The sequence below is a fragment of the Streptococcus infantis genome (genome assembly GCF_047465525.1).
In the GTDB taxonomy this organism is placed as follows: Bacteria; Bacillota; Bacilli; order Lactobacillales; family Streptococcaceae; genus Streptococcus; species Streptococcus infantis_R.
Genome location: NZ_JASGZS010000004.1, coordinates 77,396 through 99,369, shown reverse-complemented (window position 1 = coordinate 99,369; position 21,974 = coordinate 77,396). Strand labels below are relative to the sequence as shown.

Sequence of the window (21,974 nt, the reverse complement as noted above, 5' to 3'; positions counted from 1 at the left end):
AATAAAATGGATAAACGTATTTTCGTTGAGAAAAAAGCTGATTTTCGTGTGAAATCTCACTCTTTAGTAAAAGAATTACAGCATAATCTTCAGTTGAAAACTTTGAAGGATCTTCGGATTGTTCAAGTTTACGATGTTTTTGGTTTGGCAGAGGACTTGTTTGCGCGTGCGGAAAAACATATCTTCTCTGAGCAAGTGACAGATACTGTTTTGGATGAAGCTACGGTTAAGGCTGATCTTGAGAAGTATGCTTTCTTTGCTATCGAAAGTTTGCCTGGTCAATTTGACCAACGTGCGGCATCATCACAAGAAGCTTTGCTTTTGCTTGGTAGTTCAAACGATGTAACGGTAAACACAGCACAACTTTACTTGGTTAACAAGGATATCGATGCGAATGAGTTGGAAGCCGTCCAAAATTACCTTTTGAACCCAGTGGATTCTCGTTTCAAAGATATCACTGTTGGTATTGCTAAACAGGATTTCTCTGAGTCCGACAAGACCATTCCAAGCTTGGATTTCTTTGAAACATATACGGCAGAAGATTTTGCACAGTATAAGGCAGAGCAAGGATTGGCCATGGAAGTGGATGACCTTCTCTTCATTAAAGACTATTTCAAATCTATTGGACGTGTACCAACTGAGACTGAGCTCAAAGTTTTGGATACTTACTGGTCTGACCACTGCCGTCACACAACTTTTGAGACTGAGTTGAAAAACATCGACTTCTCAGCTTCTAAATTTGAAAAACAATTGCAAGCGACTTATGACAAGTATATTGCCATGCGTGATGAGTTGGGACGTACAGAGAAACCTCAAACCTTGATGGATATGGCGACTATTTTTGGTCGTTATGAGCGTGCCAATGGTCGTTTGGATGACATGGAAGTTTCTGATGAAATTAATGCCTGCTCAGTTGAAATTGAAGTGGATGTCAATGGTGTGAAAGAACCATGGCTTCTCATGTTCAAAAATGAAACTCATAATCACCCTACTGAAATTGAACCATTTGGTGGAGCGGCTACTTGTATCGGTGGTGCCATTCGTGACCCATTGTCAGGTCGTTCATACGTTTACCAAGCCATGCGTATCTCAGGTGCTGGTGATATTACAACACCAATTTCAGAAACTCGTGCTGGTAAATTGCCACAACAAGTGATTTCTAAAACAGCGGCTCATGGTTATTCTTCATATGGGAACCAGATTGGTCTGGCAACAACCTATGTCCGTGAATACTTCCACCCAGGTTTCGTTGCCAAGCGTATGGAGCTAGGTGCAGTTGTCGGTGCGGCTCCTAAGGAAAATGTTGTCCGTGAAAAACCTGAAGCAGGTGATGTGATTATCTTGCTCGGAGGTAAGACTGGACGTGATGGTGTCGGTGGTGCGACAGGTTCTTCTAAGGTTCAAACGGTTGAATCTGTTGAAACAGCTGGTGCTGAGGTTCAAAAAGGGAATGCCATCGAAGAACGTAAGATTCAACGTCTTTTCCGTAATGGGGAAGTGACACGTCTTATCAAGAAATCAAATGACTTTGGTGCTGGTGGTGTCTGTGTGGCTATCGGTGAATTGGCAGATGGTCTTGAAATTGATCTAGACAAAGTGCCATTGAAATACCAAGGTTTGAACGGTACAGAAATAGCCATTTCTGAATCTCAGGAACGCATGGCCGTAGTGGTTCGTCCAGAAGATGTAGATGCCTTCGTTGCTGAATGTAACAAAGAAAATATTGATGCTGTTGTCGTTGCGACAGTGACAGAAAAACCAAATCTTGTCATGCACTGGAATGGTGAAACCATCGTTGATTTGGAACGTCGTTTCCTTGATACAAACGGTGTACGTGTGGTTGTGGATGCTAAGGTGGTTGACAAGGATGTCAAGCTTCCAGAAGAACGTCAAACATCTGCTGAAACCCTTGAAGCTGATACTCTTGAAGTCTTGGCTGACCTCAACCATGCCAGTCAAAAAGGGTTACAAACTATCTTTGATAGCTCAGTTGGACGTTCAACAGTCAATCACCCACTTGGTGGTCGTTACCAAATCACACCAACGGAAGCTTCTGTTCAGAAATTGCCAGTCCAACACGGCGTGACAACAACTGCTTCTGTTATGGCACAAGGGTTCAACCCTTATGTAGCAGAATGGTCTCCATATCATGGTGCTGCTTATGCGGTCATCGAGGCAACCGCTCGTTTGGTTGCTGCTGGTGCCAACTGGTCTAAGGCTCGTTTCTCTTATCAAGAATACTTCGAGCGTATGGATAAACAAGCAGAGCGTTTTGGTCAACCAGTAGCTGCTCTCCTTGGATCCATTGAAGCTCAGATTCAACTTGGTTTGCCATCTATCGGTGGTAAAGACTCTATGTCTGGTACCTTTGAAGAATTGACCGTACCACCAACCTTGGTTGCTTTTGGGGTAACAACTGCAGATAGCCGTAAGGTTCTTTCTCCAGAATTCAAAGCTGCTGGTGAAAATATTTACTACATCCCTGGTCAAGCTTTGGCACAAGAAATTGACTTCGATCTTATCAAGTCTAACTTTGCTCAATTTGAAGCCATCCAAGCTGACCATAAAGTCACATCTGCATCAGCTGTCAAATATGGTGGTGTCCTTGAAGCACTTGCCCTTGCAACATTTGGTAACCGTATTGGTGCAAACGTCGAATTAGCAGACCTTGACACTAGCTTGACAGCTCAATTGGGTGGATTCGTATTCACATCGCCTGAAGAAATTGCAGGTGTTGCCAAGATCGGACAAACAGTAGTTGACTTTACACTTACTGTCAATGGTGTAAGGGTTGATGGACACAAACTTGACAGTGCCTTCCAAGGTAAATTGGAAGAAGTTTATCCAACAGAATTTGCACAAGCAACTGAGTTGGAAGAAGTTCCTGCAGTGGCATCAGATGCTGTTATCAAAGCTAAAGAAACAGTTGAGACACCAGTGGTTTACATCCCAGTATTCCCAGGTACGAACTCTGAGTACGATTCAGCTAAGGCCTTTGAAAAAGAAGGTGCAAAAGTCAACTTAGTACCATTTGTAACATTGAACGAAGAGGCGATTGTCAAGTCTGTTGACACAATGGTTGACAATATCGAAAAAGCTAACATTATCTTCTTTGCAGGTGGCTTCTCAGCAGCCGATGAACCAGATGGATCAGCTAAATTTATCGTGAACATCTTGCTCAATGAAAAAGTACGTGCAGCTATTGATAGCTTCATTGAACGTGGTGGTTTGATTATTGGTATCTGTAATGGATTCCAAGCTCTTGTCAAATCAGGTCTTCTTCCATACGGTAACTTTGAAGATGCAAGCAGCACTAGTCCAACCCTCTTCTATAATGATGCCAACCAACACGTGGCTAAGATGGTGGAAACACGGATTGCCAATACCAACTCACCATGGCTTGCTGGAGTAGAAGTTGGTGACATTCATGCCATCCCAGTATCGCACGGTGAAGGTAAATTTGTTGTGACTGCTGAGGAATTTGCAGAGCTTCGTGACAATGGTCAAATCTTTACCCAATACGTTGACTTTGATGGTAAACCAAGCATGGATTCTAAATACAATCCTAACGGATCTGTCAATGCTATCGAAGGTATTATAAGTAAGAACGGTCAAATTATTGGTAAGATGGGTCACTCAGAACGTTTCGAAGACGGTCTCTTCCAAAATATTCCAGGAAATAAAGACCAACACCTCTTTGCATCAGCGGTGAAATACTTTACTGGGAAATAAGATTTGCAGATTTTCTAATAGATAACTATCAGTAAATGTAAAATCAAGTAGATGTAACTTGCGATAATTGTAAATGATTTGTTGTTGTGAGTGAAACGAGCTTCTACCGTATCATTCCGCTGTAGTATTGTTAAGGGAGTATTTGAGACTTTGGCTCAAATACTAGCTCGAAAATTTCCTGATAGACTTTCTGTTTTTTCGTCGGCATTTATGACGACAATGAAAAAATTAGAAAATCATTAAAGAGAGTTGAGAGCGTACCTACTACTCAAGGAATGATACACAAATAAAAATTAGGTATAGAAAATGACATACGAAGTAAAATCTCTTAATGAAGAATGTGGTGTTTTCGGTATCTGGGGCCACCCAGACGCTGCCAAAATGACCTATTTTGGACTCCATAGTCTTCAGCACCGTGGTCAGGAGGGGGCAGGAATCCTCTCCAATGACCATGGACAATTGAAGCGTCATCGTGATATGGGGCTTTTATCAGAAGTCTTCAAAAATCCTGCTAATTTGGATAAATTGACAGGAACTGGAGCGATTGGACACGTGCGTTATGCGACTGCGGGAGAAGCTTCTGTAGACAATATCCAACCTTTCCTCTTCCGCTTTCACGATATGCAGTTTGGTTTAGCTCATAATGGGAATCTGACCAATGCAGAATCGCTCAAGCAAGAATTGGAACAAAGAGGAGCGATTTTCAGCTCAACTTCTGACTCTGAAATCTTGGCTCACTTGATTCGCCGTAGCCACAATCCAAATTTGATGGGTAAAATCAAGGAAGCGCTCAGTCTTGTTAAAGGTGGTTTTGCTTATCTCTTGATGTTTGAAGATAAGTTAATTGCAGCGCTTGACTCAAATGGCTTCCGTCCTCTGTCAATCGGGAAAATGGCTAATGGAGCAGTAGTGGTTTCATCTGAAACCTGTGCCTTTGAAGTAATCGGTGCTGAGTGGATTCGCGACGTGAAACCAGGCGAGATTGTCATTATTGATGACAATGGCATCCAGTATGACAGCTATACAAACGATACTCAGCTGGCAATCTGTTCCATGGAGTACATTTACTTTGCCCGTCCTGACTCCAATATCCATGGTGTCAATGTCCACACGGCTCGTAAGCGAATGGGAGCTCAATTAGCACGTGAGTTCAAGCATGAAGCTGACATTGTGGTCGGTGTGCCAAACTCCTCACTCAGTGCAGCTATGGGCTTTGCGGAAGAGTCTGGGCTACCAAATGAAATGGGTCTTATCAAGAACCAATATACACAACGGACCTTCATCCAACCAACTCAAGAATTGCGGGAGCAAGGGGTGCGGATGAAACTGTCTGCTGTTTCTGGTGTTGTAAGAGGCAAACGTGTGGTCATGGTGGATGATTCCATTGTTCGTGGGACAACCTCTCGCCGTATCGTTCAGCTTTTGAAAGAAGCAGGTGCGACTGAGGTCCACGTTGCCATTGGAAGTCCAGCGCTAGCTTATCCATGCTTCTATGGAATTGATATCCAAACCCGTCAGGAGTTGATTGCAGCTAATCATACGGTCGAAGAAACTCGCCAAATCATTGGGGCGGACAGTCTGACTTATCTCTCTGTTGAGGGATTGATTGATTCGATTGGTATCGAAACAGATGCGCCGAACGGTGGTCTCTGTGTCGCTTACTTTGACGGTGACTACCCAACACCTCTCTACGACTATGAAGAAGACTATCGTAGAAGTTTGGAAGAAAAGACTAGTTTTTACAAGTAGGCGGCAGATTCTCCATTAAAGAAAAGGAAAAAACAAATGACAAATAAGAATGCATACGCTCAATCTGGTGTGGATGTTGAAGCGGGTTATGAAGTTGTTGAACGGATTAAAAAGCACGTTGCTCGTACGGAACGTGCAGGTATTATGGGAGCTCTTGGTGGTTTCGGTGGGATGTTTGACCTTTCAAAAACAGGTGTCAAAGAGCCAGTTTTGATCTCAGGTACAGATGGTGTCGGAACTAAACTCATGCTTGCTATCAAGTACGACAAGCACGATACCATTGGACAAGACTGTGTGGCCATGTGTGTCAACGATATCATCGCTACAGGTGCAGAGCCTCTCTACTTCTTGGACTATATCGCAACTGGTAAAAATGAACCAGCTAAACTAGAACAAGTTGTTGCTGGTGTGGCTGAAGGTTGTGTGCAAGCTGGTGCAGCCCTTATCGGTGGTGAAACGGCTGAAATGCCTGGTATGTACGGTGAAGATGACTATGACTTGGCTGGTTTTGCTGTTGGTGTTGCAGAAAAATCTCAAATCATCGACGGTTCAAAAGTAGCTGAAGGCGATGTGATTCTTGGACTTGCCTCAAGCGGTATCCACTCAAATGGTTACTCACTTGTTCGTCGTGTCTTTGCTGATTACACAGGTGAAGAAGTTCTCCCAGAATTGGAAGGGAAGAAACTTAAAGACGTTCTTTTGGAACCAACACGTATCTACGTCAAAGCAGCTTTACCACTCATCAAAGAAGAGTTGGTTAACGGTATTGCCCACATCACAGGTGGTGGATTCATTGAAAATGTGCCACGTATGTTCTCAGATGACTTGGCTGCTGAAATTGACGAAAGCAAAGTGCCAGTCCTTCCCATTTTCAAAGCTCTTGAAAAATATGGCCAAATCAAACACGAAGAAATGTTTGAAGTCTTCAACATGGGTATCGGTCTCATGCTTGCAGTAAAGCCAGAGAATGTGGAACGTGTCAAAGAACTTCTTGACGAACCAGTTTATGAAATCGGTCGTATTGTGAAGAAGACAGATGCAAGTGTGGTGATTAAATAATGGCTAAAAAAATTGCTGTTTTTGCCTCTGGTAACGGCTCAAACTTTCAGGTGATTGCGGAACAATTTCCAGTAGAATTTGTCTTTTCAGATCACCGGGATGCCTATGTCTTAGAACGTGCCGAAAAGCTTGGTGTTTTATCTTATGCCTTCGAACTCAAAGAGTTTGAGAACAAGGCAGACTATGAAGGTGCCATCGTCGAACTCTTGGATGAACACCAGATTGACTTGGTTTGTCTGGCAGGCTATATGAAAATCGTCGGCCCCACCTTACTAGCAGCTTATGAAGGCCGTATCATCAATATTCATCCAGCTTATCTCCCTGAATTTCCAGGCGCTCATGGTATTGAGGATGCTTGGAATGCAGGCGTTGACCAGTCTGGCGTGACTATTCATTGGGTGGACTCTGGTGTCGATACCGGTAAGGTCATCAAACAAGTCCGTGTGCCACGTCTTGAAGGGGATACCCTTGATACTTTCGAGACTCGAATCCACGAAACAGAGTACAAACTTTATCCAGAAGTCTTGGATAGTTTGGGAGTGGGGAGTAGATAAGAAGTAAATCAAGTTTTGATTTTGCAATATTGCTAGGAGAAAAAATGATTGAGATAAAATTAGTAGATGAGAACAGTTTTCAGGCAGTGCTGGATTTGAAAATATCTGAAGCTGATGAACGAGCACGTTTCGTGGCTCCAAATGTACGCTCTTTAGCTGACGCATGGCTCTACCGAGAGAATGGGGATGTGTTTCCAATGGCAATCTATTGGAATAAGCTTGTAGTTGGTTTTCTCCTGTTGGAAATAGATAAGGATGAAGCGGAATACTTTATCTGGCGGATAATGATTGGCCAGCAGTACCAAGGAATAGGTTATGGACGAAAAGCCTTGGAAGTTTTGATCAAAAAGGCTCAGATGGATAGAGCTTGCAATCATATTATCGCAGATTATGTAGTTGGAAATGAAAAAATGAAGTACCTGCTGACTAGTTTGGGTTTTCAGGAAACAGGATTTATAGAAGAAAATAACGAAGTCGCTATGCGGTTGGATCTAAAGAAAGAGGAATAGAATGACTAAACGTGCACTAATTAGTGTCTCAGATAAAGCGGGCATTGTAGAATTTGTCCAAGAACTCAAAAAACTCGGTTGGGATATTATCTCAACAGGTGGTACCAAAGTTGCCCTTGACAATGCTGGGGTGGACACCATTGCTATCGATGATGTGACTGGTTTCCCAGAAATGATGGATGGTCGTGTCAAGACTCTCCACCCAAATATCCATGGTGGTCTTCTCGCTCGTCGTGACTTGGATAGTCACCTAGAGGCTGCCAAGGACAATAAGATTGAATTGATCGACCTTGTTGTGGTCAACCTTTACCCATTCAAGGAAACGATTCTTAAACCAGATGTGACTTACGCTGATGCGGTTGAAAACATCGATATCGGTGGACCATCTATGCTTCGTTCAGCAGCTAAAAACCACGCTAGCGTGACAGTTGTTGTAGATCCTGCTGACTATGCTGTTGTGCTTGACGAATTGGCAGCAAACGGTGAAACCTCTTACGAAACTCGCCAACGTTTGGCAGCAAAAGTATTCCGTCACACAGCAGCCTATGATGCTTTAATCGCAGAATACTTCACAGCTCAAGTAGGGGAAACTAAACCTGAGAAACTCACTTTGACTTATGACCTTAAGCAACCAATGCGTTACGGTGAAAACCCTCAACAAGACGCAGACTTCTATCAAAAAGGTTTGCCAACAGCTTACTCAATTGCCTCAGCTAAACAACTTAACGGCAAAGAATTGTCATTCAACAATATCCGTGATGCTGATGCTGCTATCCGTATCATCCGTGACTTCAAAGACCGTCCAACAGTTGTGGCTCTCAAACACATGAATCCATGTGGGATTGGTCAAGCTGACGATATCGAAACTGCTTGGGACTACGCTTATGAGTCTGATCCAGTGTCTATCTTCGGTGGTATTGTCGTTCTCAACCGTGAAGTGGACGCTGAGACAGCTGAGAAGATGCACGGCGTTTTCCTTGAAATCATCATCGCACCAAGCTATGCAGATGAAGCGCTAGCTATTTTGACCAACAAAAAGAAAAACTTGCGCATTCTTGCCTTACCATTTGACGCACAAGATGCTAGTGAAGTGGAAGCAGAATACACAGGTGTTGTTGGTGGTCTCCTTGTTCAAAACCAAGACGTTGTGAAAGAAAGTCAGGCTGACTGGCAGGTGGTGACCAAACGTCAACCAACTGAAACAGAAGCGACAGCTCTTGAGTTTGCTTGGAAAGCTATCAAGTACGTCAAATCAAATGGTATCATCGTGACCAATGACCACATGACACTTGGTGTTGGCCCTGGTCAAACCAATCGTGTGGCTTCAGTTCGTATCGCTATTGACCAAGCTAAAGACCGTCTTGATGGTGCTGTTCTTGCTTCTGATGCCTTCTTCCCATTTGCGGATAACGTGGAAGAAATCGCCAAAGCAGGTATTAAGGCCATCATCCAACCGGGTGGATCAGTCCGTGACCAAGAGTCTATTGAAGCTGCTGATAAATACGGCTTGACTATGGTCTTCACAGGTGTGAGACATTTTAGACATTAAGAAAATAAAAGGGAAGAAAACAGTTTCTTTCCTTTTTTTGATTAAAAAGCTAAACGAAACAAGATTAAAACGAACGTTTATGGTATAATGTTAGTAAATAATTCGCAAAAGAGGTTTAGAGATGAAACTGTTAGTTGTCGGCTCAGGTGGTCGTGAGCATGCGATTGCCAAAAAGTTGTTGGAGTCTAAAGACGTTGAGCAAGTTTTCGTGGCTCCTGGGAATGACGGGATGACCTTAGATGGTTTGGATTTGGTAAATATCTCTATTCCCGAACATTCTAAGCTGATTGACTTCGCAAAAGCGAACGATATTGCTTGGAGCTTTATCGGTCCAGATGATGCCCTTGCGGCTGGGATCGTAGATGATTTCAATGCGGCAGGTCTCAGGGCATTTGGTCCTACCAAGGCTGCGGCTGAGCTGGAGTGGTCTAAGGATTTTGCTAAGGAAATCATGGTCAAATACAATGTTCCGACAGCAGCCTATGGGACATTTTCAGATTTTGAGGAAGCCAAGGCTTATATCGAGGATAAAGGCGCTCCAATCGTCGTCAAGGCAGATGGCTTGGCCCTTGGGAAAGGTGTCGTCGTTGCGGAGACAGTTGAGCAAGCAGTTGAAGCCGCTCATGAGATGCTTTTGGACAATAAATTCGGTGATTCAGGCGCGCGCGTGGTCATCGAGGAATTCCTTGACGGGGAAGAGTTCTCTCTCTTTGCCTTTGTCAATGGAGACAAGTTCTATATCATGCCAACGGCTCAGGACCACAAACGTGCTTATGATGGCGACAAGGGTCCTAACACTGGTGGGATGGGTGCCTATGCACCAGTTCCTCACTTGCCACAGAGCGTGGTTGACACAGCGGTTGACACGATTGTCAAGCCGGTTCTTGAAGGCATGATCAAAGAAGGTCGTCCGTATCTTGGTGTTCTTTATGCTGGTCTTGTCTTGACAGCTGATGGACCCAAAGTCATCGAGTTTAACGCTCGTTTCGGAGATCCAGAAACTCAGATTATCTTGCCTCGTTTGACATCTGATTTTTCACAAAACATTACGGATATTCTGGATAGCAAGGAGCCAAATATCACTTGGACGGACAAGGGTGTGACACTGGGTGTGGTTGTCGCATCAAAGGGCTACCCACTTGCTTATGAGAAAGGTGTTAAGTTGCCGGTCAAAACAGATGGCGACATCATCACCTACTATGCCGGTGCTAAGTTTGCGGAAAATAGCAGAGCACTACTCTCAAATGGAGGACGTGTTTACATGCTGGTCACTACAGCAGACACCGTCAAAGACGGGCAAAACACCATCTACAGCCAACTCGATAAACAAAACACAGAAGGCCTCTTCTATCGAAATGACATTGGAAGCAAAGCGTTAAAAGATTAACAGATACTATATTTGACAATGGCGAGCGAAAGCGAGCCAAAGTAAGATAATGGTCGCCGTGGTGAAAAGACCAGAACAGCATCTGTTCTGGTCGGGGGAAACTTTGAGACCTTAGGCTCAAAGTTTAGGAATGAAACCGAAGGTTTGCTTCCGTCCCCAACACCTAAGACCATTATCAAAAAAGAAAAGGATATTATTAACTATGAAACCAGTAATTTCCATCATCATGGGCTCAAAATCTGACTGGGCAACCATGCAAAAAACAGCAGAAGTCCTAGACAACTTTGGCGTTTCTTACGAAAAGAAAGTTGTTTCCGCACACCGTACACCAGACCTCATGTTCAAACATGCCGAAGAAGCACGTAGCCGTGGCATCAAGGTCATCATCGCAGGTGCGGGTGGTGCAGCTCACTTGCCAGGGATGGTCGCTGCTAAGACTACACTTCCAGTCATTGGTGTGCCCGTCAAATCACGTGCCCTTAGCGGTGTGGATTCTCTCTACTCTATCGTTCAGATGCCGGGAGGCGTACCTGTTGCGACAATGGCTATCGGTGAGGCTGGAGCGACTAACGCTGCCCTCTTTGCCCTCCGCCTCCTCTCAGTAGAAGACAAGGCCATTGCAGATGCGCTTGCTAACTTTGCTGAAGAACAAGGAAAAATCGCAGAGGAGTCTACAAATGAGCTCAACTAAAACCATTGGGATCATCGGTGGTGGCCAGCTTGGCCAGATGATGGCCATTTCTGCTATTTACATGGGGCACAAGGTTATCGCGCTGGATCCTGCGGCGGATTGCCCGGCCTCTCGCGTGGCGGAGATCATCGTGGCTCCTTATAATAATGTGGACGCTCTTCGCCAGTTGGCGGAGCGTTGCGATGTCCTCACTTATGAGTTTGAAAATGTGGATGCTGATGGTTTGGATGCTGTTATCAAAGAAGGACAACTCCCACAAGGAACTGACCTGCTTCGCATTTCTCAAAATCGCATTTTTGAGAAGGACTTTCTTTCCAACAAGGCACAAGTCACTGTGGCTTCTTACAAGGTCGTGACATCAAGCCAAGATTTGGCAGGTATCGATTTGTCGAAAAACTATGTTCTCAAGACTGCGACAGGTGGCTACGATGGGCATGGACAAAAGGTCATTCGTTCAGAAGCAGACTTTGAAGAAGCCCGTGCACTAGCCGATTCAGCAGACTGCGTCTTGGAAGAATTCGTCAACTTTGACCTTGAGATTTCTGTCATCGTGTCAGGAAATGGCAAGGATGTGACAGTTTTCCCAGTTCAGGAAAATATCCATCGCAACAACATTCTCTCAAAAACCATTGTGCCTGCTCGCATTTCGGAAAGTTTAGCTGAAAAAGCCAAGGTCATGGCAGTACGAATAGCAGAACAACTAAACCTTTCTGGAACCCTTTGCTTGGAAATGTTTGCGACTGCTGACGACATCATTGTCAATGAAATCGCCCCACGCCCACACAACTCAGGCCACTACTCGATTGAAGCCTGCGACTTTTCTCAGTTTGACACTCATATCTTGGGCGTTCTCGGAGCACCATTACCAGCAATTCACCTTCATGCACCAGCTGTCATGCTCAATGTACTCGGCCAACACGTCGAGGCTGCTGAAAAATATGTGACAGAAAATCCAAGCGCCCACCTCCACTTATATGGTAAAATAGAAGCGAAGCACAACCGCAAGATGGGACACGTGACTTTGTTTAGTGATGAACCGGATAAGGTTGAGGAGTTTGGGAAAGGGATTGATTTTTAGGACATGCCTATGATACAAATCATCGTTAATGCATTCGTCGAAAAAGAGAAGACTGGAGCAGTCGTCGAAGTCTTGTATGCTAGTAGTGATCACGAAAAGGTGAAAGCTAAGTATGAAGAGCTAGTTGCACAATATCCTGAAAACTATTTAGCCATCTATGATCTACCGTTGGATACGGATTTGAATACACTCGATCACTATCCATCTGTGTGGATTGGGAAAGAAGAATTTGAATAAAACGACTGTTGGTTGCTAACTGATGTGAAACATCAAAAGAAAGGAAAATATAACAATGATCGAACGTTACTCTCGTCCTGAGATGGCGAACATTTGGAGTGAAGAAAATAAATACCGTGCTTGGCTTGAGGTGGAAATCTTGGCTGACGAGGCATGGGCTGAATTGGGGGAAATCCCTAAGGAGGATGTGGCTTTGATTCGCGAGAAGGCGGACTTTAACATCGACCGTATTTTGGAGATTGAGCAGGAGACTCGCCACGATGTGGTTGCCTTTACACGTGCGGTTTCTGAAACGCTTGGCGAAGAGCGCAAGTGGGTTCACTATGGTTTGACTTCTACCGACGTGGTGGATACTGCCTATGGTTACCTCTACAAGCAGGCCAACGACATCATCCGTCGTGACCTTGAAAACTTCACCAACATCATCGCTGATAAGGCTAAGGAGCACAAGTTCACTATCATGATGGGTCGTACCCACGGTGTGCACGCTGAGCCGACAACTTTTGGTCTTAAATTGGCGACTTGGTACAGCGAAATGAAGCGCAATATCGAGCGTTTCGAGCATGCAGCTGCTGGTGTGGAAGCTGGTAAAATTTCTGGTGCGGTGGGTAACTTTGCCAACATCCCACCATTTGTTGAAAAATACGTCTGTGACAAATTGGGTATCCGTGCTCAAGAAATCTCTACACAGGTGCTTCCTCGTGACCTTCACGCTGAGTACTTTGCAGTTCTTGCTAGCATCGCAACTTCTATCGAGCGTATGGCGACTGAAATTCGTGGTCTTCAAAAATCAGAACAACGTGAAGTAGAAGAGTTCTTTGCGAAGGGTCAAAAAGGTTCTTCAGCTATGCCTCACAAACGTAACCCAATCGGTTCTGAAAACATGACAGGTCTTGCGCGTGTGATCCGTGGTCATATGGTAACAGCTTATGAAAATGTGTCACTCTGGCACGAACGTGATATCTCTCACTCATCAGCTGAGCGTATCATCACACCAGATACGACTATTTTGATTGACTACATGCTCAACCGTTTTGGAAATATCGTCAAGAATTTGACGGTCTTCCCAGAAAACATGATCCGCAACATGAACTCTACATTTGGTCTTATCTTCAGCCAACGTGCCATGCTTACTTTGATTGAAAAAGGCATGACACGTGAGCAAGCCTATGATTTGGTACAACCAAAAACAGCCTACTCTTGGGACAACCAAGTAGACTTTAAACCACTTCTTGAAGCAGACCCAGAAGTGACTTCACGCCTGACTCAAGAAGAAATCGACGAGATCTTCACCCCAGCTTACTACACTAAACGAGTGGATGATATCTTTGAGCGCCTCGGGCTTGGTGACTAATATTTTGTGATAGACCCACAAGCAAAATAGTTTTTATATCTAATGCAAAAAGCGAGATTTAATCCCGCTTTTTATTTTATATCAAAAGATTCATCTTTAATCTTTTTTCTTGCTAAGTCCGTAAGCTGTGAGAGCAGTCATAAGACCAGTAGCAATCAACCATTCTGAGCCTTGAGTTCCTGTTTCAGGTAGTTTTTTCTCTTTTGCTACAGGAGCTGGACCTTGAGGAAGAGCTTTATTTTCCTCAGCAGGAACAGTTGCTGGAGCTGGCTCGCTTGGGATTTCTAGTGTTGGTTTTTCTTCAGCGATAGCTGCTTGACCATGTTCATCACCAACATGAGTGACAGGGTTCCCCACTTCAATCACTTTAGTAATCGGTTCTAGGCTTACTTCACTGCTTACTAGAGTTTTAACTTCAGTTCCATCAGCAGCAGTAGACACTGAATAGAAATGGCTACGACGACCCTTAACGCCTTCGGTTACTATACGAGTTTCTCCTTTAGGTAAGGCATCAGTTTCACGAGTGATAGTTGTAAACGGAATTTCTTCGTCTTCGATGACAACACGTGGTTTATTTTCAGCGATAGCAGCTTGCCCTTTATCATCACCAACATGAGTGACAGGATTGCCAACTTCTATGATTTGAGTGACAGGTTCTTGAGCAACAACAGTGTTGATTAAAGTTTTCACTTCAGAACCATCAGTAGCAGTAGACACAGAGTAGAAATGACTCCGACATCCCTTAACACCTTCAGTCACGATACGAGATTGTCCTTTAGGTAATTGATTAGTTTCACGAGTGATGGTTGTGAATGGAATTTCTTCATTTTGGATGTCAACTCTCGGTTTGTTTTCAGCAATAGTAGCTTGTCCCTTTTCATCCCCAAGGTGAGTAATAGGGTTCCCCACTTCTACCACTTGAGTAATCGGTTCTAGGCTTACTTCACTGCTTACTAGAGTTTTAACTTCAGTTCCATCAGCAGCCGTAGTTACAGAATAGAAGTAGCTGCGATGACCGTTCACTCCTTCAGTTACGACACGAGTTTCTCCCTTAGGCAATGCATCAGTTTCACGAGTGATAGTTGTAAATGGAATTTCTTCGTCTTCAATCACAACACGTGGTTTTGCATCTGCCACAGGAGCAACTCCTTCTTCGTCGCCGACGTGAGTGACAGGGTTTCCTACCTCTACCACTTGAGCGACAGGTTCTACTGTTACCTTAGAATCAAGGAGAGTTTCATGTGCTTCACCATTTTCAGTTACGACAGAAAGGTAATTTGTACGTTCTCCTTTGACACCGACAGTGATGACTTTCTCTTGTCCTGCTGGAAGGTTAGGATTGTCTTTCTTAACAATCTCAAACGGAATTTCTTCTGTCTTAACTAGAAGCTCTGGTCGGTTTTCAACTGCAGCAGCAGTTTCACTCTCATCAAGACTTCCTGAGTGAGTTGCGGCTGGCTTAAGCCCTAGTCTAGCTGCTTTAAGATTAGCTACGAGGGCATCCAACTCAGCTTGTTTATTACGGTTAAGATTGTAGTTCAGAGCTTCTTTAGCAGCCTTGAGAGCGTCAAGACTTTCTGTACTGTATCCTTCTAAGTTTTCAGGGATTTGAGCAAGTTCTTCGCGTAGCGCTTTGTAGTCAGCACGGAAGTAGTCTTTGTTGTGATCTGCAAAGGCAGTCATGAGTTCAAAGATTTCTTCTTCCTTGTATTCTGCACTTGGTCTATCAGCCCAGATAGCTAACATACTACCAACAGTAGGTAGGTCAACTTCAGGATATTTAGTTGATGCTAGTTGGTTAAATGGAGTTTTTTCAGTATTTTCAATAGCTTTCTTGAGGAAGCCACCACCATCTTCTGGTTTTTGACCGAGAATGTAGTACCAATCTCCATTCGTGTTAAGGAATTTATAGCCTTTGCTTGCTAGATATTGAGGAGACGCAAGGTTGTAACCCCACCATCCTTTAGACCAGTAAGAGATGATAACGTCTTTATCAAACTCAACATCATCCTTGTCTTCGTAGTAGAAGCCATCGTTAAAGGCCATTGGTTGAAGACCTTTTTCTTTAGCCATGGCAGCTAAACTATTAGAGTATTCAGCAAATTTACCGTAGAGGCCATACCACTTGAGGTAGTACCAACCTTGAGCGTTGGTAGCATCATTGGCATACTCATCTGTACCATAGTTAAAGATCTTAGTTTTGCCTGCAAAGAAGTCCATGTACTTGCCGATAAGGGCTTTTGTAAAGTTCATTGCTTCTTCGTTTTCAAGGTCCATGGTTGTTTTTGAAACCTTGTCAAAGTTAGCTTGAGGGTTTGCGATGCCTAATTTTTCCATAGCGACAAGCATAGCATCCATGTGACCTGGGCTATTGATAGCTGGGATTAGTCCAATACCTTTGTCCTTAGCATACTGGATAAGTTCAGTAATTTCAGCTTGGTTCAAAGTAGTTCCATTAGGATCATCGTAGTAAGATTTTGTTCCCTCAATGATGGCATTTTTCACATCGTCACTTGCATAGGTCTTGCCGTTTGCTGAGATACTCATATCATCAAGTAGGAAGCGAAGTCCATCGTTTCCAAGGAGCAAGTGAAGGTCAGAGTAACCGAGTTCGCTGGCTTTATCTACGATGCGTTTAAGTTGGTCTAGCGTGAAGTATTTACGACCAGCATCGATAGAGATAACCTTGTTCTTAGCTAGTTTTTCAACTTCGCGTTTAGCGTCTTCTTCTTTTTGAGCTTCTGGAGTGAAGGTCAAGTTACCAACAGCTTCTTGGAGTTTTGCGATCGCTTGGTCAATAGTATCTTGTTGAGCACGGCTGAGGTTGCTATCGAGAGAACGGATGGATTTTTCAGCTTCTTTAACGGCTGCAATACTTTCTTCTGTGTAGCGAGTAAGGTCTGTTGGAACTTCTTTCAGAGCTTGTTCAGCAGACTCGTAATCAGCAGCGAAGTATTCAGCATTTGAGTTTGCGAATTGACGCATGAGTTTGAAGAGACGAGATGGAGAGTAGCGAGCAGATGGAGTATCAGCCCAAGCAGCTACCATACCACCGATAATAGGAATATCCGCACCTTCAGTTTTTGGAACCGAAGTAATCGGTGTACTCTTAATACCGTTCAAACCTTGGTCCAGGTTATACCAACCTTGTCCATCAGCATTACGGCCGAGAACGTAGTACCAAGCATCGTTAGTATTGAGGATTTCGTGTCCTTTTTCAGCTAGTAATTTAGAAGAAGCGACATCGTAACCGCCCCAGCCACCAGTCCACATAGAGACGATGATGTCCTTGTCAAAGGTACCAAAACTTGTATCGCTATTATAGTAGATACCGTCGTTGAAGGCCATAGGTTTTAAACCGTGAGATTTGACGATACGAGCTAGGTCATTAGCATAGGCGATGAATTTGTCATAGCCCTTGTCTGGGAATCCATCTTCTGGATACCATTTATAGGCTTGAAGAACGCTCCATCCTTTAGCATCAGTAGCATCGTTAGCGTACTCATCCAAACCGATGTTGAAGATTTCAGATTTACCAGCAAAGTAGCCTGCATACTTGTCAATCAAAGCTTTTGTGAAGGCAACTGCTTTTTCATTGTCAAGGTCGACAGTACGTGCTGATTCTTTACCAAAATAGTTAAAGTTAGGCTTTTCAATACCCAGTTCTTTCATGGCACTGAGGATAGCGTCCATGTGACCAGGACTGTTAACAGATGGGATAAGTCCAATACCTTTATCCTTGGCATAGTTAATCAAGTCGGTCATTTGGCTTTCAGTTAGATGATTGCCGTTTGGATCGTTGTAGTAGGCGTTTGTTCCGTTTTCAACAGCGCGTTTGACATCGTCGCTCGCATAAGTCTTGTCTCCTACAGTTAGGGACATATCATCTAGCATAAAGCGCAAGCCGTCATTTCCGACTAGGAGATGAAGATCAGTATAGCCATAGTGTTTGGCTTTGTCGATGATTTCTTTCAGTTGTTCAGGAGAGAAGTATTTTCGCCCTGCATCGATTGAAACGATTTTCTTTTTAGCTAGTTTTTCATTGACTTGAGCTGCTTTCTCTGTAGCGACTACAGGAGCTTCAACTTTAGCAACTTCTTTGTTTTCTGCCTTTTCTGGTTCTGGCTGCTTAGCTTCTTCAGTTACTTCTGGTTTTGCTGGAGTTTCTTCGGTTGCAACAGTTTTTTCTACGATAGGTGCAGGAGTAGCTTCAACTTTTGGTGCTTCAGTGTTTGTTACAGGTGTCACTGGAGCTGCAGGAGCTACGGCTTCTGGTGTAGGACTAGTTTCAAGTTTTTCTTCGCTGGCCTGTGGAGACGATTCTCCTGCGGCTTGGATAGTAGGTTGATTCTCTGTTGTAGTAGGTACGACTCCATCAGCGGCAACAGCTTGCGCATGAAAGGCAAAGCCGATCAAGACAGAAGCTGCCCCGATTGCGTATTTACGAATAGAGAAACGCTGTTTATTTTCTGGTTTCATTAAATAACCTCCTAATTTATTGTTTTGGTAGCGTTTTCACAAACTGATTCCATTGTATTATCTGAATCTAGTAAAGTCAAGTATTTTAATAAAATACCTATAAAAAATATAAGAAGTTATTTAATTTGAACTGCTTTTCAATTTTTGCTCTGTTTTTAGTAAAATTTCTCCAAATTATAGTTTAAAGCCATTTGATATTTCTTACTAAAAGCTGGCGTGCTATAATGAAAAACAGAAAAGCCTGAAACAATTGTCTCAGACTTTTTAATGTTTAGTGATCGCGATCACATGAGATAAATTTAATCTTATAGAAATCAGAACGTTTGTATGTTTCAATGTATTCCAACACTTGGCCAGTTGACTCAAGTTTAGTTGTCTTGGTTTGGAGAACAGTTGGGAACTGAGAGTCGATTCCTAGGATAGAAGCAGCATGTTCTGGAGTTGGAAATACAATTTCATTGATTTCTTCAAAATGCTCGTCATTCATGTGAATGTGGTAGTCCAATTTGAAACGATTATAGATAGAACTATAGTATTCAAGATTTGGATAATTTGCATTGATGTATTGTTCAGGGATATAAGATGTGTGGTAGATATAAGTAGCACCGTTAGATTCACGGATACGTTCGATTTTGTAATAAAATTGATCGCCACGCAATCCTAATTTTTCTAAGTAGTTAAGATCGTTACCGCGTTCAATGGAAAGAACAGTGACTTTATCGTCCTTGGTTTCAAAAATTTCTACATCAGAAAATTCTACGAGTTTGTGTTTGCGAGCGCGAGCCACAAAGGTTCCCTTTCCTTGTTGGCGGACAATATAACCGTCTTTAGCAAGGTCGTTTAAGGCGCGAACAACAGTGATCGAACTTACGTCATACATTGCAATCAACTCTGCTTCAGTGTAGAACTTGTCGCCACTTGCAAATTGACCTGAAATGATTTTATTTTTCAATTCATCTTTGATATATTGATACTTTGGAATTGCCATATTTTCACCTCATTTTTTCCTTCTCCATCTTCGATTTTACCATAAATAGTTTGAAAATGATAGTAAATAATGTAAAAAAATAAAATAATATTCTAAGCGATTGACTTACATATTATTTACGGTTAAAAACTCATACATTTATGCTATCTAGATCGAAAATATTTAAGAAAAAAATTTTTTACAAGAATTTTAGAAAACAATTCAGTAAAAAAAAGAAAAATTTTAAATAATTTTCGAAAAATCTATTGACAAGATGGATTCATTAGTTTATCATTTAATATAATAACAAATGAAAGCGCAAACGAAAAAGTATGGGGTGGTAAAATGACAAGGTTTAAAATTGAGGATGATTTTTACCTAGATGGGGAACCATTCAAAATTTTATCTGGTGCCATTCATTATTTTAGAATTCCTGAAGAAGACTGGTATCATTCATTGTATAATCTCAAGGCTTTAGGTTTTAACACTGTTGAAACATATGTCGCTTGGAATTTGCATGAGCCAACTGAAGGAAACTTCAATTTTGAAGGCAATCTTGATATTGAAAAATTTCTTCAGACAGCTCAGGACTTAGGCTTGTATGCTATTGTTCGACCATCTCCCTTTATCTGTGCAGAGTGGGAATTTGGTGGTTTACCAGCATGGCTTTTAAAGAAAGACATGCGAATCCGTTCTTCTGATCCAGCCTTTGTTGAAATGGTAGGACGTTACTACGATCATTTACTTCCACGTCTTGTTTCAAGATTGTTTGACAATGGTGGTAACATCCTCATGATGCAGGTTGAAAATGAGTACGGTTCATACGGTGAGGACAAGGCCTACTTGCGTGAGATTCGCCGATTGATGGAAGAACGTTCAGTGACTTGTCCGCTCTTTACATCTGATGGCCCATGGCGAGCAACTCTGAAAGCTGGTACCTTGATTGAAGATGATCTCTTTGTGACAGGGAACTTTGGTTCAAAAGCTAACTTTAACTTCTCGCAAATGCAAGAGTTCTTTGATGAGTATGGCAAGAAATGGCCACTCATGTGTATGGAATTCTGGGATGGATGGTTTAACCGATGGAAAGAACCAGTCATCACGCGTGAGCCAGAGGAGTTAGCAGAAGCCGTACATGAGGTGCTAGAGCAAGGCTCTATCAACCTTTACATGTTCCACGGTGGAACTAACTTTGGTTTTATGAATGGTTGTTCAGCTCGAGGAACCATCGATTTACCACAAGTAACATCTTATGATTATGACGCTCTCCTTAATGAAGCTGGCAATCCAACTGCTAAATACATGGCAGTTAAAGAAATGATGGCGACTTACTATCCTGAGTATCCACAATTAGAGCCACTTTACAAAGAGAGTATGGAAGTCGAAAACATTCCACTGGTCGAGAAAGTTTCTCTTTTCGAAACCTTGGATAGCCTGACAAGTCCTATCGAGAGTCTCTATCCTAAGAAAATGGAAGAGTTGGGACAAAGCTATGGCTACCTACTCTATCGTACAGAAGCTAGCTGGGACGCAGAAGAAGAACGCATCCGTATCATTGATGGACGCGATAGAGCTCAGCTATTTGTAGATGGGAAATGGGTCGCAACTCAGTACCAGACTGAAATTGGAGAAGATGTCTTCTATCAAGGAAAAAAGAAAGCGCTCTCTAGATTTGACATCCTTATTGAAAATATGGGTCGTGTCAATTACGGGCATAAGTTCCTAGCAGATACACAACGAAAAGGGATTCGTACAGGTGTCTGCAAAGACCTACACTTTATGCTGAACTGGGAACACTATCCGCTTCCACTAGATAATCCTGAAAAGATTGATTTCTCAAAAGGATGGACAGAAGGACAACCTGCCTTTTACGCCTATGACTTTGAAGTTGAGGCTCCGAAGGACACCTACTTAGAACTATCTGAGTTTGGTAAAGGGATTGTCTATGTCAATGGCCATCATCTCGGACGTTTCTGGAATGTTGGTCCAACCTTATCGCTTTATATTCCGCACAGCTATCTCAAGGAAGGTGATAACCGCATCATTATCTTTGAAACTGAAGGGGAGTATAAAGATCACATACATTTAACTCGTAAACCTACACTAAAACATATAAAGGGGGAAAATTTATGACAATTGTAGGATGCCGTATCGATGGACGTTTGATCCACGGACAAGTAGCAAACCTTTGGTCTGCTAAACTTAATGTTTCACGTATCATGGTCGTTGACAATGAGGTTGTTAACAACGATGTTGAAAAGAGCGGATTGAAACTTGCAACACCACCAGGTGTAAAACTTAGCATTTTGCCAGTTGAAAAAGCTGCAGCCAATATCCTTGCTGGTAAATACGATAGCCAACGTCTTTTGATTGTAGTACGCAAGCCTGACCGTTTCCTCGGTTTGGTAGAAGCAGGTGTGCCACTTGAAACTGTCAATGTCGGCAACATGTCTCAAACACCAGAAACACGTGCGATTACACGTTCTATCAACGTTGTAGATAAAGACGTGGAAGATTTCCACAAATTGGCGGAAAAAGGTGTTAAACTTACTGCTCAAATGGTTCCAAATGATCCAGTTTCAGACTTTTTGAGCTTATTAAAATAGGAAAAAATTTTTAGGAGGTCATT

At 42.9% G+C, this 21,974-nt stretch carries 15 protein-coding genes; 13 read left to right on the top strand and 2 right to left on the bottom strand.

Going from position 1 to position 21,974, the window contains the following annotated elements; all coding sequences use genetic code 11:
- Positions 1-6 precede the first annotated feature (6 nt).
- The 11 genes from QM374_RS02370 to purB all read left to right on the top strand — a co-directional run bounded on the left by QM374_RS02370 (position 7) and on the right by purB (position 13,899).
- Positions 7-3,732 (top strand): phosphoribosylformylglycinamidine synthase, encoded by a 3,726-nt coding sequence (locus QM374_RS02370; protein ID WP_414310755.1) that lies wholly within the window; start codon positions 7-9, stop codon positions 3,730-3,732.
- Positions 3,733-4,038: 306 nt separating this feature from the next.
- Positions 4,039-5,481 carry an amidophosphoribosyltransferase gene (gene purF, locus QM374_RS02365; protein WP_414310754.1) on the top strand — a complete coding sequence of 481 codons (1,443 nt, stop codon included), beginning with the start codon at positions 4,039-4,041 and terminating at the stop codon, positions 5,479-5,481.
- Between the two features lie 36 nt (positions 5,482-5,517).
- Positions 5,518-6,540, top strand: coding sequence for a phosphoribosylformylglycinamidine cyclo-ligase (purM, locus tag QM374_RS02360; protein WP_414310753.1), 1,023 nt, complete (start codon positions 5,518-5,520; stop codon positions 6,538-6,540).
- Entirely contained in the window at positions 6,540-7,094 is a 555-nt protein-coding gene (purN, locus tag QM374_RS02355; RefSeq protein WP_248034513.1) for a phosphoribosylglycinamide formyltransferase, read from the top strand. The genes purM and purN overlap by 1 nt, the downstream gene beginning before the upstream one ends.
- Before the next feature lie 44 nt (positions 7,095-7,138).
- A complete protein-coding gene (locus QM374_RS02350) occupies positions 7,139-7,603 on the top strand; it encodes a GNAT family N-acetyltransferase (protein WP_371607952.1) in 465 nt (154 codons plus the stop codon).
- Position 7,604: 1 nt separating this feature from the next.
- The gene (purH, locus tag QM374_RS02345) at positions 7,605-9,152 is read left to right on the top strand and encodes a bifunctional phosphoribosylaminoimidazolecarboxamide formyltransferase/IMP cyclohydrolase (protein ID WP_414310752.1); all 1,548 of its coding nucleotides are present in this window, start codon (positions 7,605-7,607) and stop codon (positions 9,150-9,152) included.
- Positions 9,153-9,273: 121 nt separating this feature from the next.
- Positions 9,274-10,539, top strand: a complete 1,266-nt coding sequence (gene purD / locus QM374_RS02340) for a phosphoribosylamine--glycine ligase (RefSeq protein ID WP_414310751.1) — start codon at positions 9,274-9,276, stop codon at positions 10,537-10,539.
- Positions 10,540-10,741: 202 nt separating this feature from the next.
- The gene (gene purE, locus QM374_RS02335) at positions 10,742-11,230 is read left to right on the top strand and encodes a 5-(carboxyamino)imidazole ribonucleotide mutase (protein WP_414310750.1); all 489 of its coding nucleotides are present in this window, start codon (positions 10,742-10,744) and stop codon (positions 11,228-11,230) included.
- Complete coding sequence (purK, locus tag QM374_RS02330; protein ID WP_414310749.1) at positions 11,217-12,308, top strand: 5-(carboxyamino)imidazole ribonucleotide synthase; 1,092 nt, start codon at positions 11,217-11,219, stop codon at positions 12,306-12,308. The genes purE and purK overlap by 14 nt, the downstream gene beginning before the upstream one ends.
- 9 nt (positions 12,309-12,317) lie before the next feature.
- Positions 12,318-12,545 carry a phosphoribosylaminoimidazole carboxylase gene (locus tag QM374_RS02325; protein ID WP_414310748.1) on the top strand — a complete coding sequence of 76 codons (228 nt, stop codon included), beginning with the start codon at positions 12,318-12,320 and terminating at the stop codon, positions 12,543-12,545.
- A 55-nt stretch (positions 12,546-12,600) separates the two neighbouring features.
- Positions 12,601-13,899, top strand: coding sequence for an adenylosuccinate lyase (purB, locus tag QM374_RS02320; protein ID WP_414310747.1), 1,299 nt, complete (start codon positions 12,601-12,603; stop codon positions 13,897-13,899).
- Between the two features lie 96 nt (positions 13,900-13,995).
- Here purB and QM374_RS02315 read toward each other — a convergent pair whose 3' ends face one another.
- The gene (locus QM374_RS02315; protein WP_414310746.1) at positions 13,996-18,378 is read right to left on the bottom strand and encodes a G5 domain-containing protein; all 4,383 of its coding nucleotides are present in this window, start codon (positions 18,376-18,378) and stop codon (positions 13,996-13,998) included.
- Positions 18,379-18,649: 271 nt separating this feature from the next.
- Entirely contained in the window at positions 18,650-19,366 is a 717-nt protein-coding gene (locus tag QM374_RS02310) for a GntR family transcriptional regulator (RefSeq protein ID WP_414310745.1), read from the bottom strand.
- Positions 19,367-19,690: 324 nt separating this feature from the next.
- Here QM374_RS02310 and QM374_RS02305 point away from each other — a divergent pair, with 324 nt between their 5' ends.
- Positions 19,691-21,478 carry a beta-galactosidase gene (locus QM374_RS02305; RefSeq protein ID WP_414310744.1) on the top strand — a complete coding sequence of 596 codons (1,788 nt, stop codon included), beginning with the start codon at positions 19,691-19,693 and terminating at the stop codon, positions 21,476-21,478.
- Complete coding sequence (locus QM374_RS02300) at positions 21,475-21,951, top strand: PTS sugar transporter subunit IIB (protein WP_414310743.1); 477 nt, start codon at positions 21,475-21,477, stop codon at positions 21,949-21,951. Before QM374_RS02305 ends, QM374_RS02300 begins: the two co-directional genes overlap by 4 nt.
- Positions 21,952-21,974: the final 23 nt, after the last annotated feature.

Bases quoted from the DNA above. Each gene is read 5' to 3' on its own strand.
- purK (WP_414310749.1), top strand. From the start codon at position 11,217: ATGAGCTCAACTAAAACCATTGGGATCATCGGTGGTGGCCAGCTTGGC.
- QM374_RS02310 (WP_414310745.1), bottom strand. From the start codon at position 19,366: ATGGCAATTCCAAAGTATCAATATATCAAAGATGAATTGAAAAATAAA.
- QM374_RS02350 (WP_371607952.1), top strand. From the start codon at position 7,139: ATGATTGAGATAAAATTAGTAGATGAGAACAGTTTTCAGGCAGTGCTG.
- QM374_RS02315 (WP_414310746.1), bottom strand. From the start codon at position 18,378: ATGAAACCAGAAAATAAACAGCGTTTCTCTATTCGTAAATACGCAATC.
- QM374_RS02305 (WP_414310744.1), top strand. From the start codon at position 19,691: ATGACAAGGTTTAAAATTGAGGATGATTTTTACCTAGATGGGGAACCA.
- purD (WP_414310751.1), top strand. From the start codon at position 9,274: ATGAAACTGTTAGTTGTCGGCTCAGGTGGTCGTGAGCATGCGATTGCC.
- purE (WP_414310750.1), top strand. From the start codon at position 10,742: ATGAAACCAGTAATTTCCATCATCATGGGCTCAAAATCTGACTGGGCA.
- purN (WP_248034513.1), top strand. From the start codon at position 6,540: ATGGCTAAAAAAATTGCTGTTTTTGCCTCTGGTAACGGCTCAAACTTT.
- QM374_RS02325 (WP_414310748.1), top strand. From the start codon at position 12,318: ATGATACAAATCATCGTTAATGCATTCGTCGAAAAAGAGAAGACTGGA.
- purB (WP_414310747.1), top strand. From the start codon at position 12,601: ATGATCGAACGTTACTCTCGTCCTGAGATGGCGAACATTTGGAGTGAA.
- purM (WP_414310753.1), top strand. From the start codon at position 5,518: ATGACAAATAAGAATGCATACGCTCAATCTGGTGTGGATGTTGAAGCG.
- purH (WP_414310752.1), top strand. From the start codon at position 7,605: ATGACTAAACGTGCACTAATTAGTGTCTCAGATAAAGCGGGCATTGTA.
- QM374_RS02370 (WP_414310755.1), top strand. From the start codon at position 7: ATGGATAAACGTATTTTCGTTGAGAAAAAAGCTGATTTTCGTGTGAAA.
- purF (WP_414310754.1), top strand. From the start codon at position 4,039: ATGACATACGAAGTAAAATCTCTTAATGAAGAATGTGGTGTTTTCGGT.
- QM374_RS02300 (WP_414310743.1), top strand. From the start codon at position 21,475: ATGACAATTGTAGGATGCCGTATCGATGGACGTTTGATCCACGGACAA.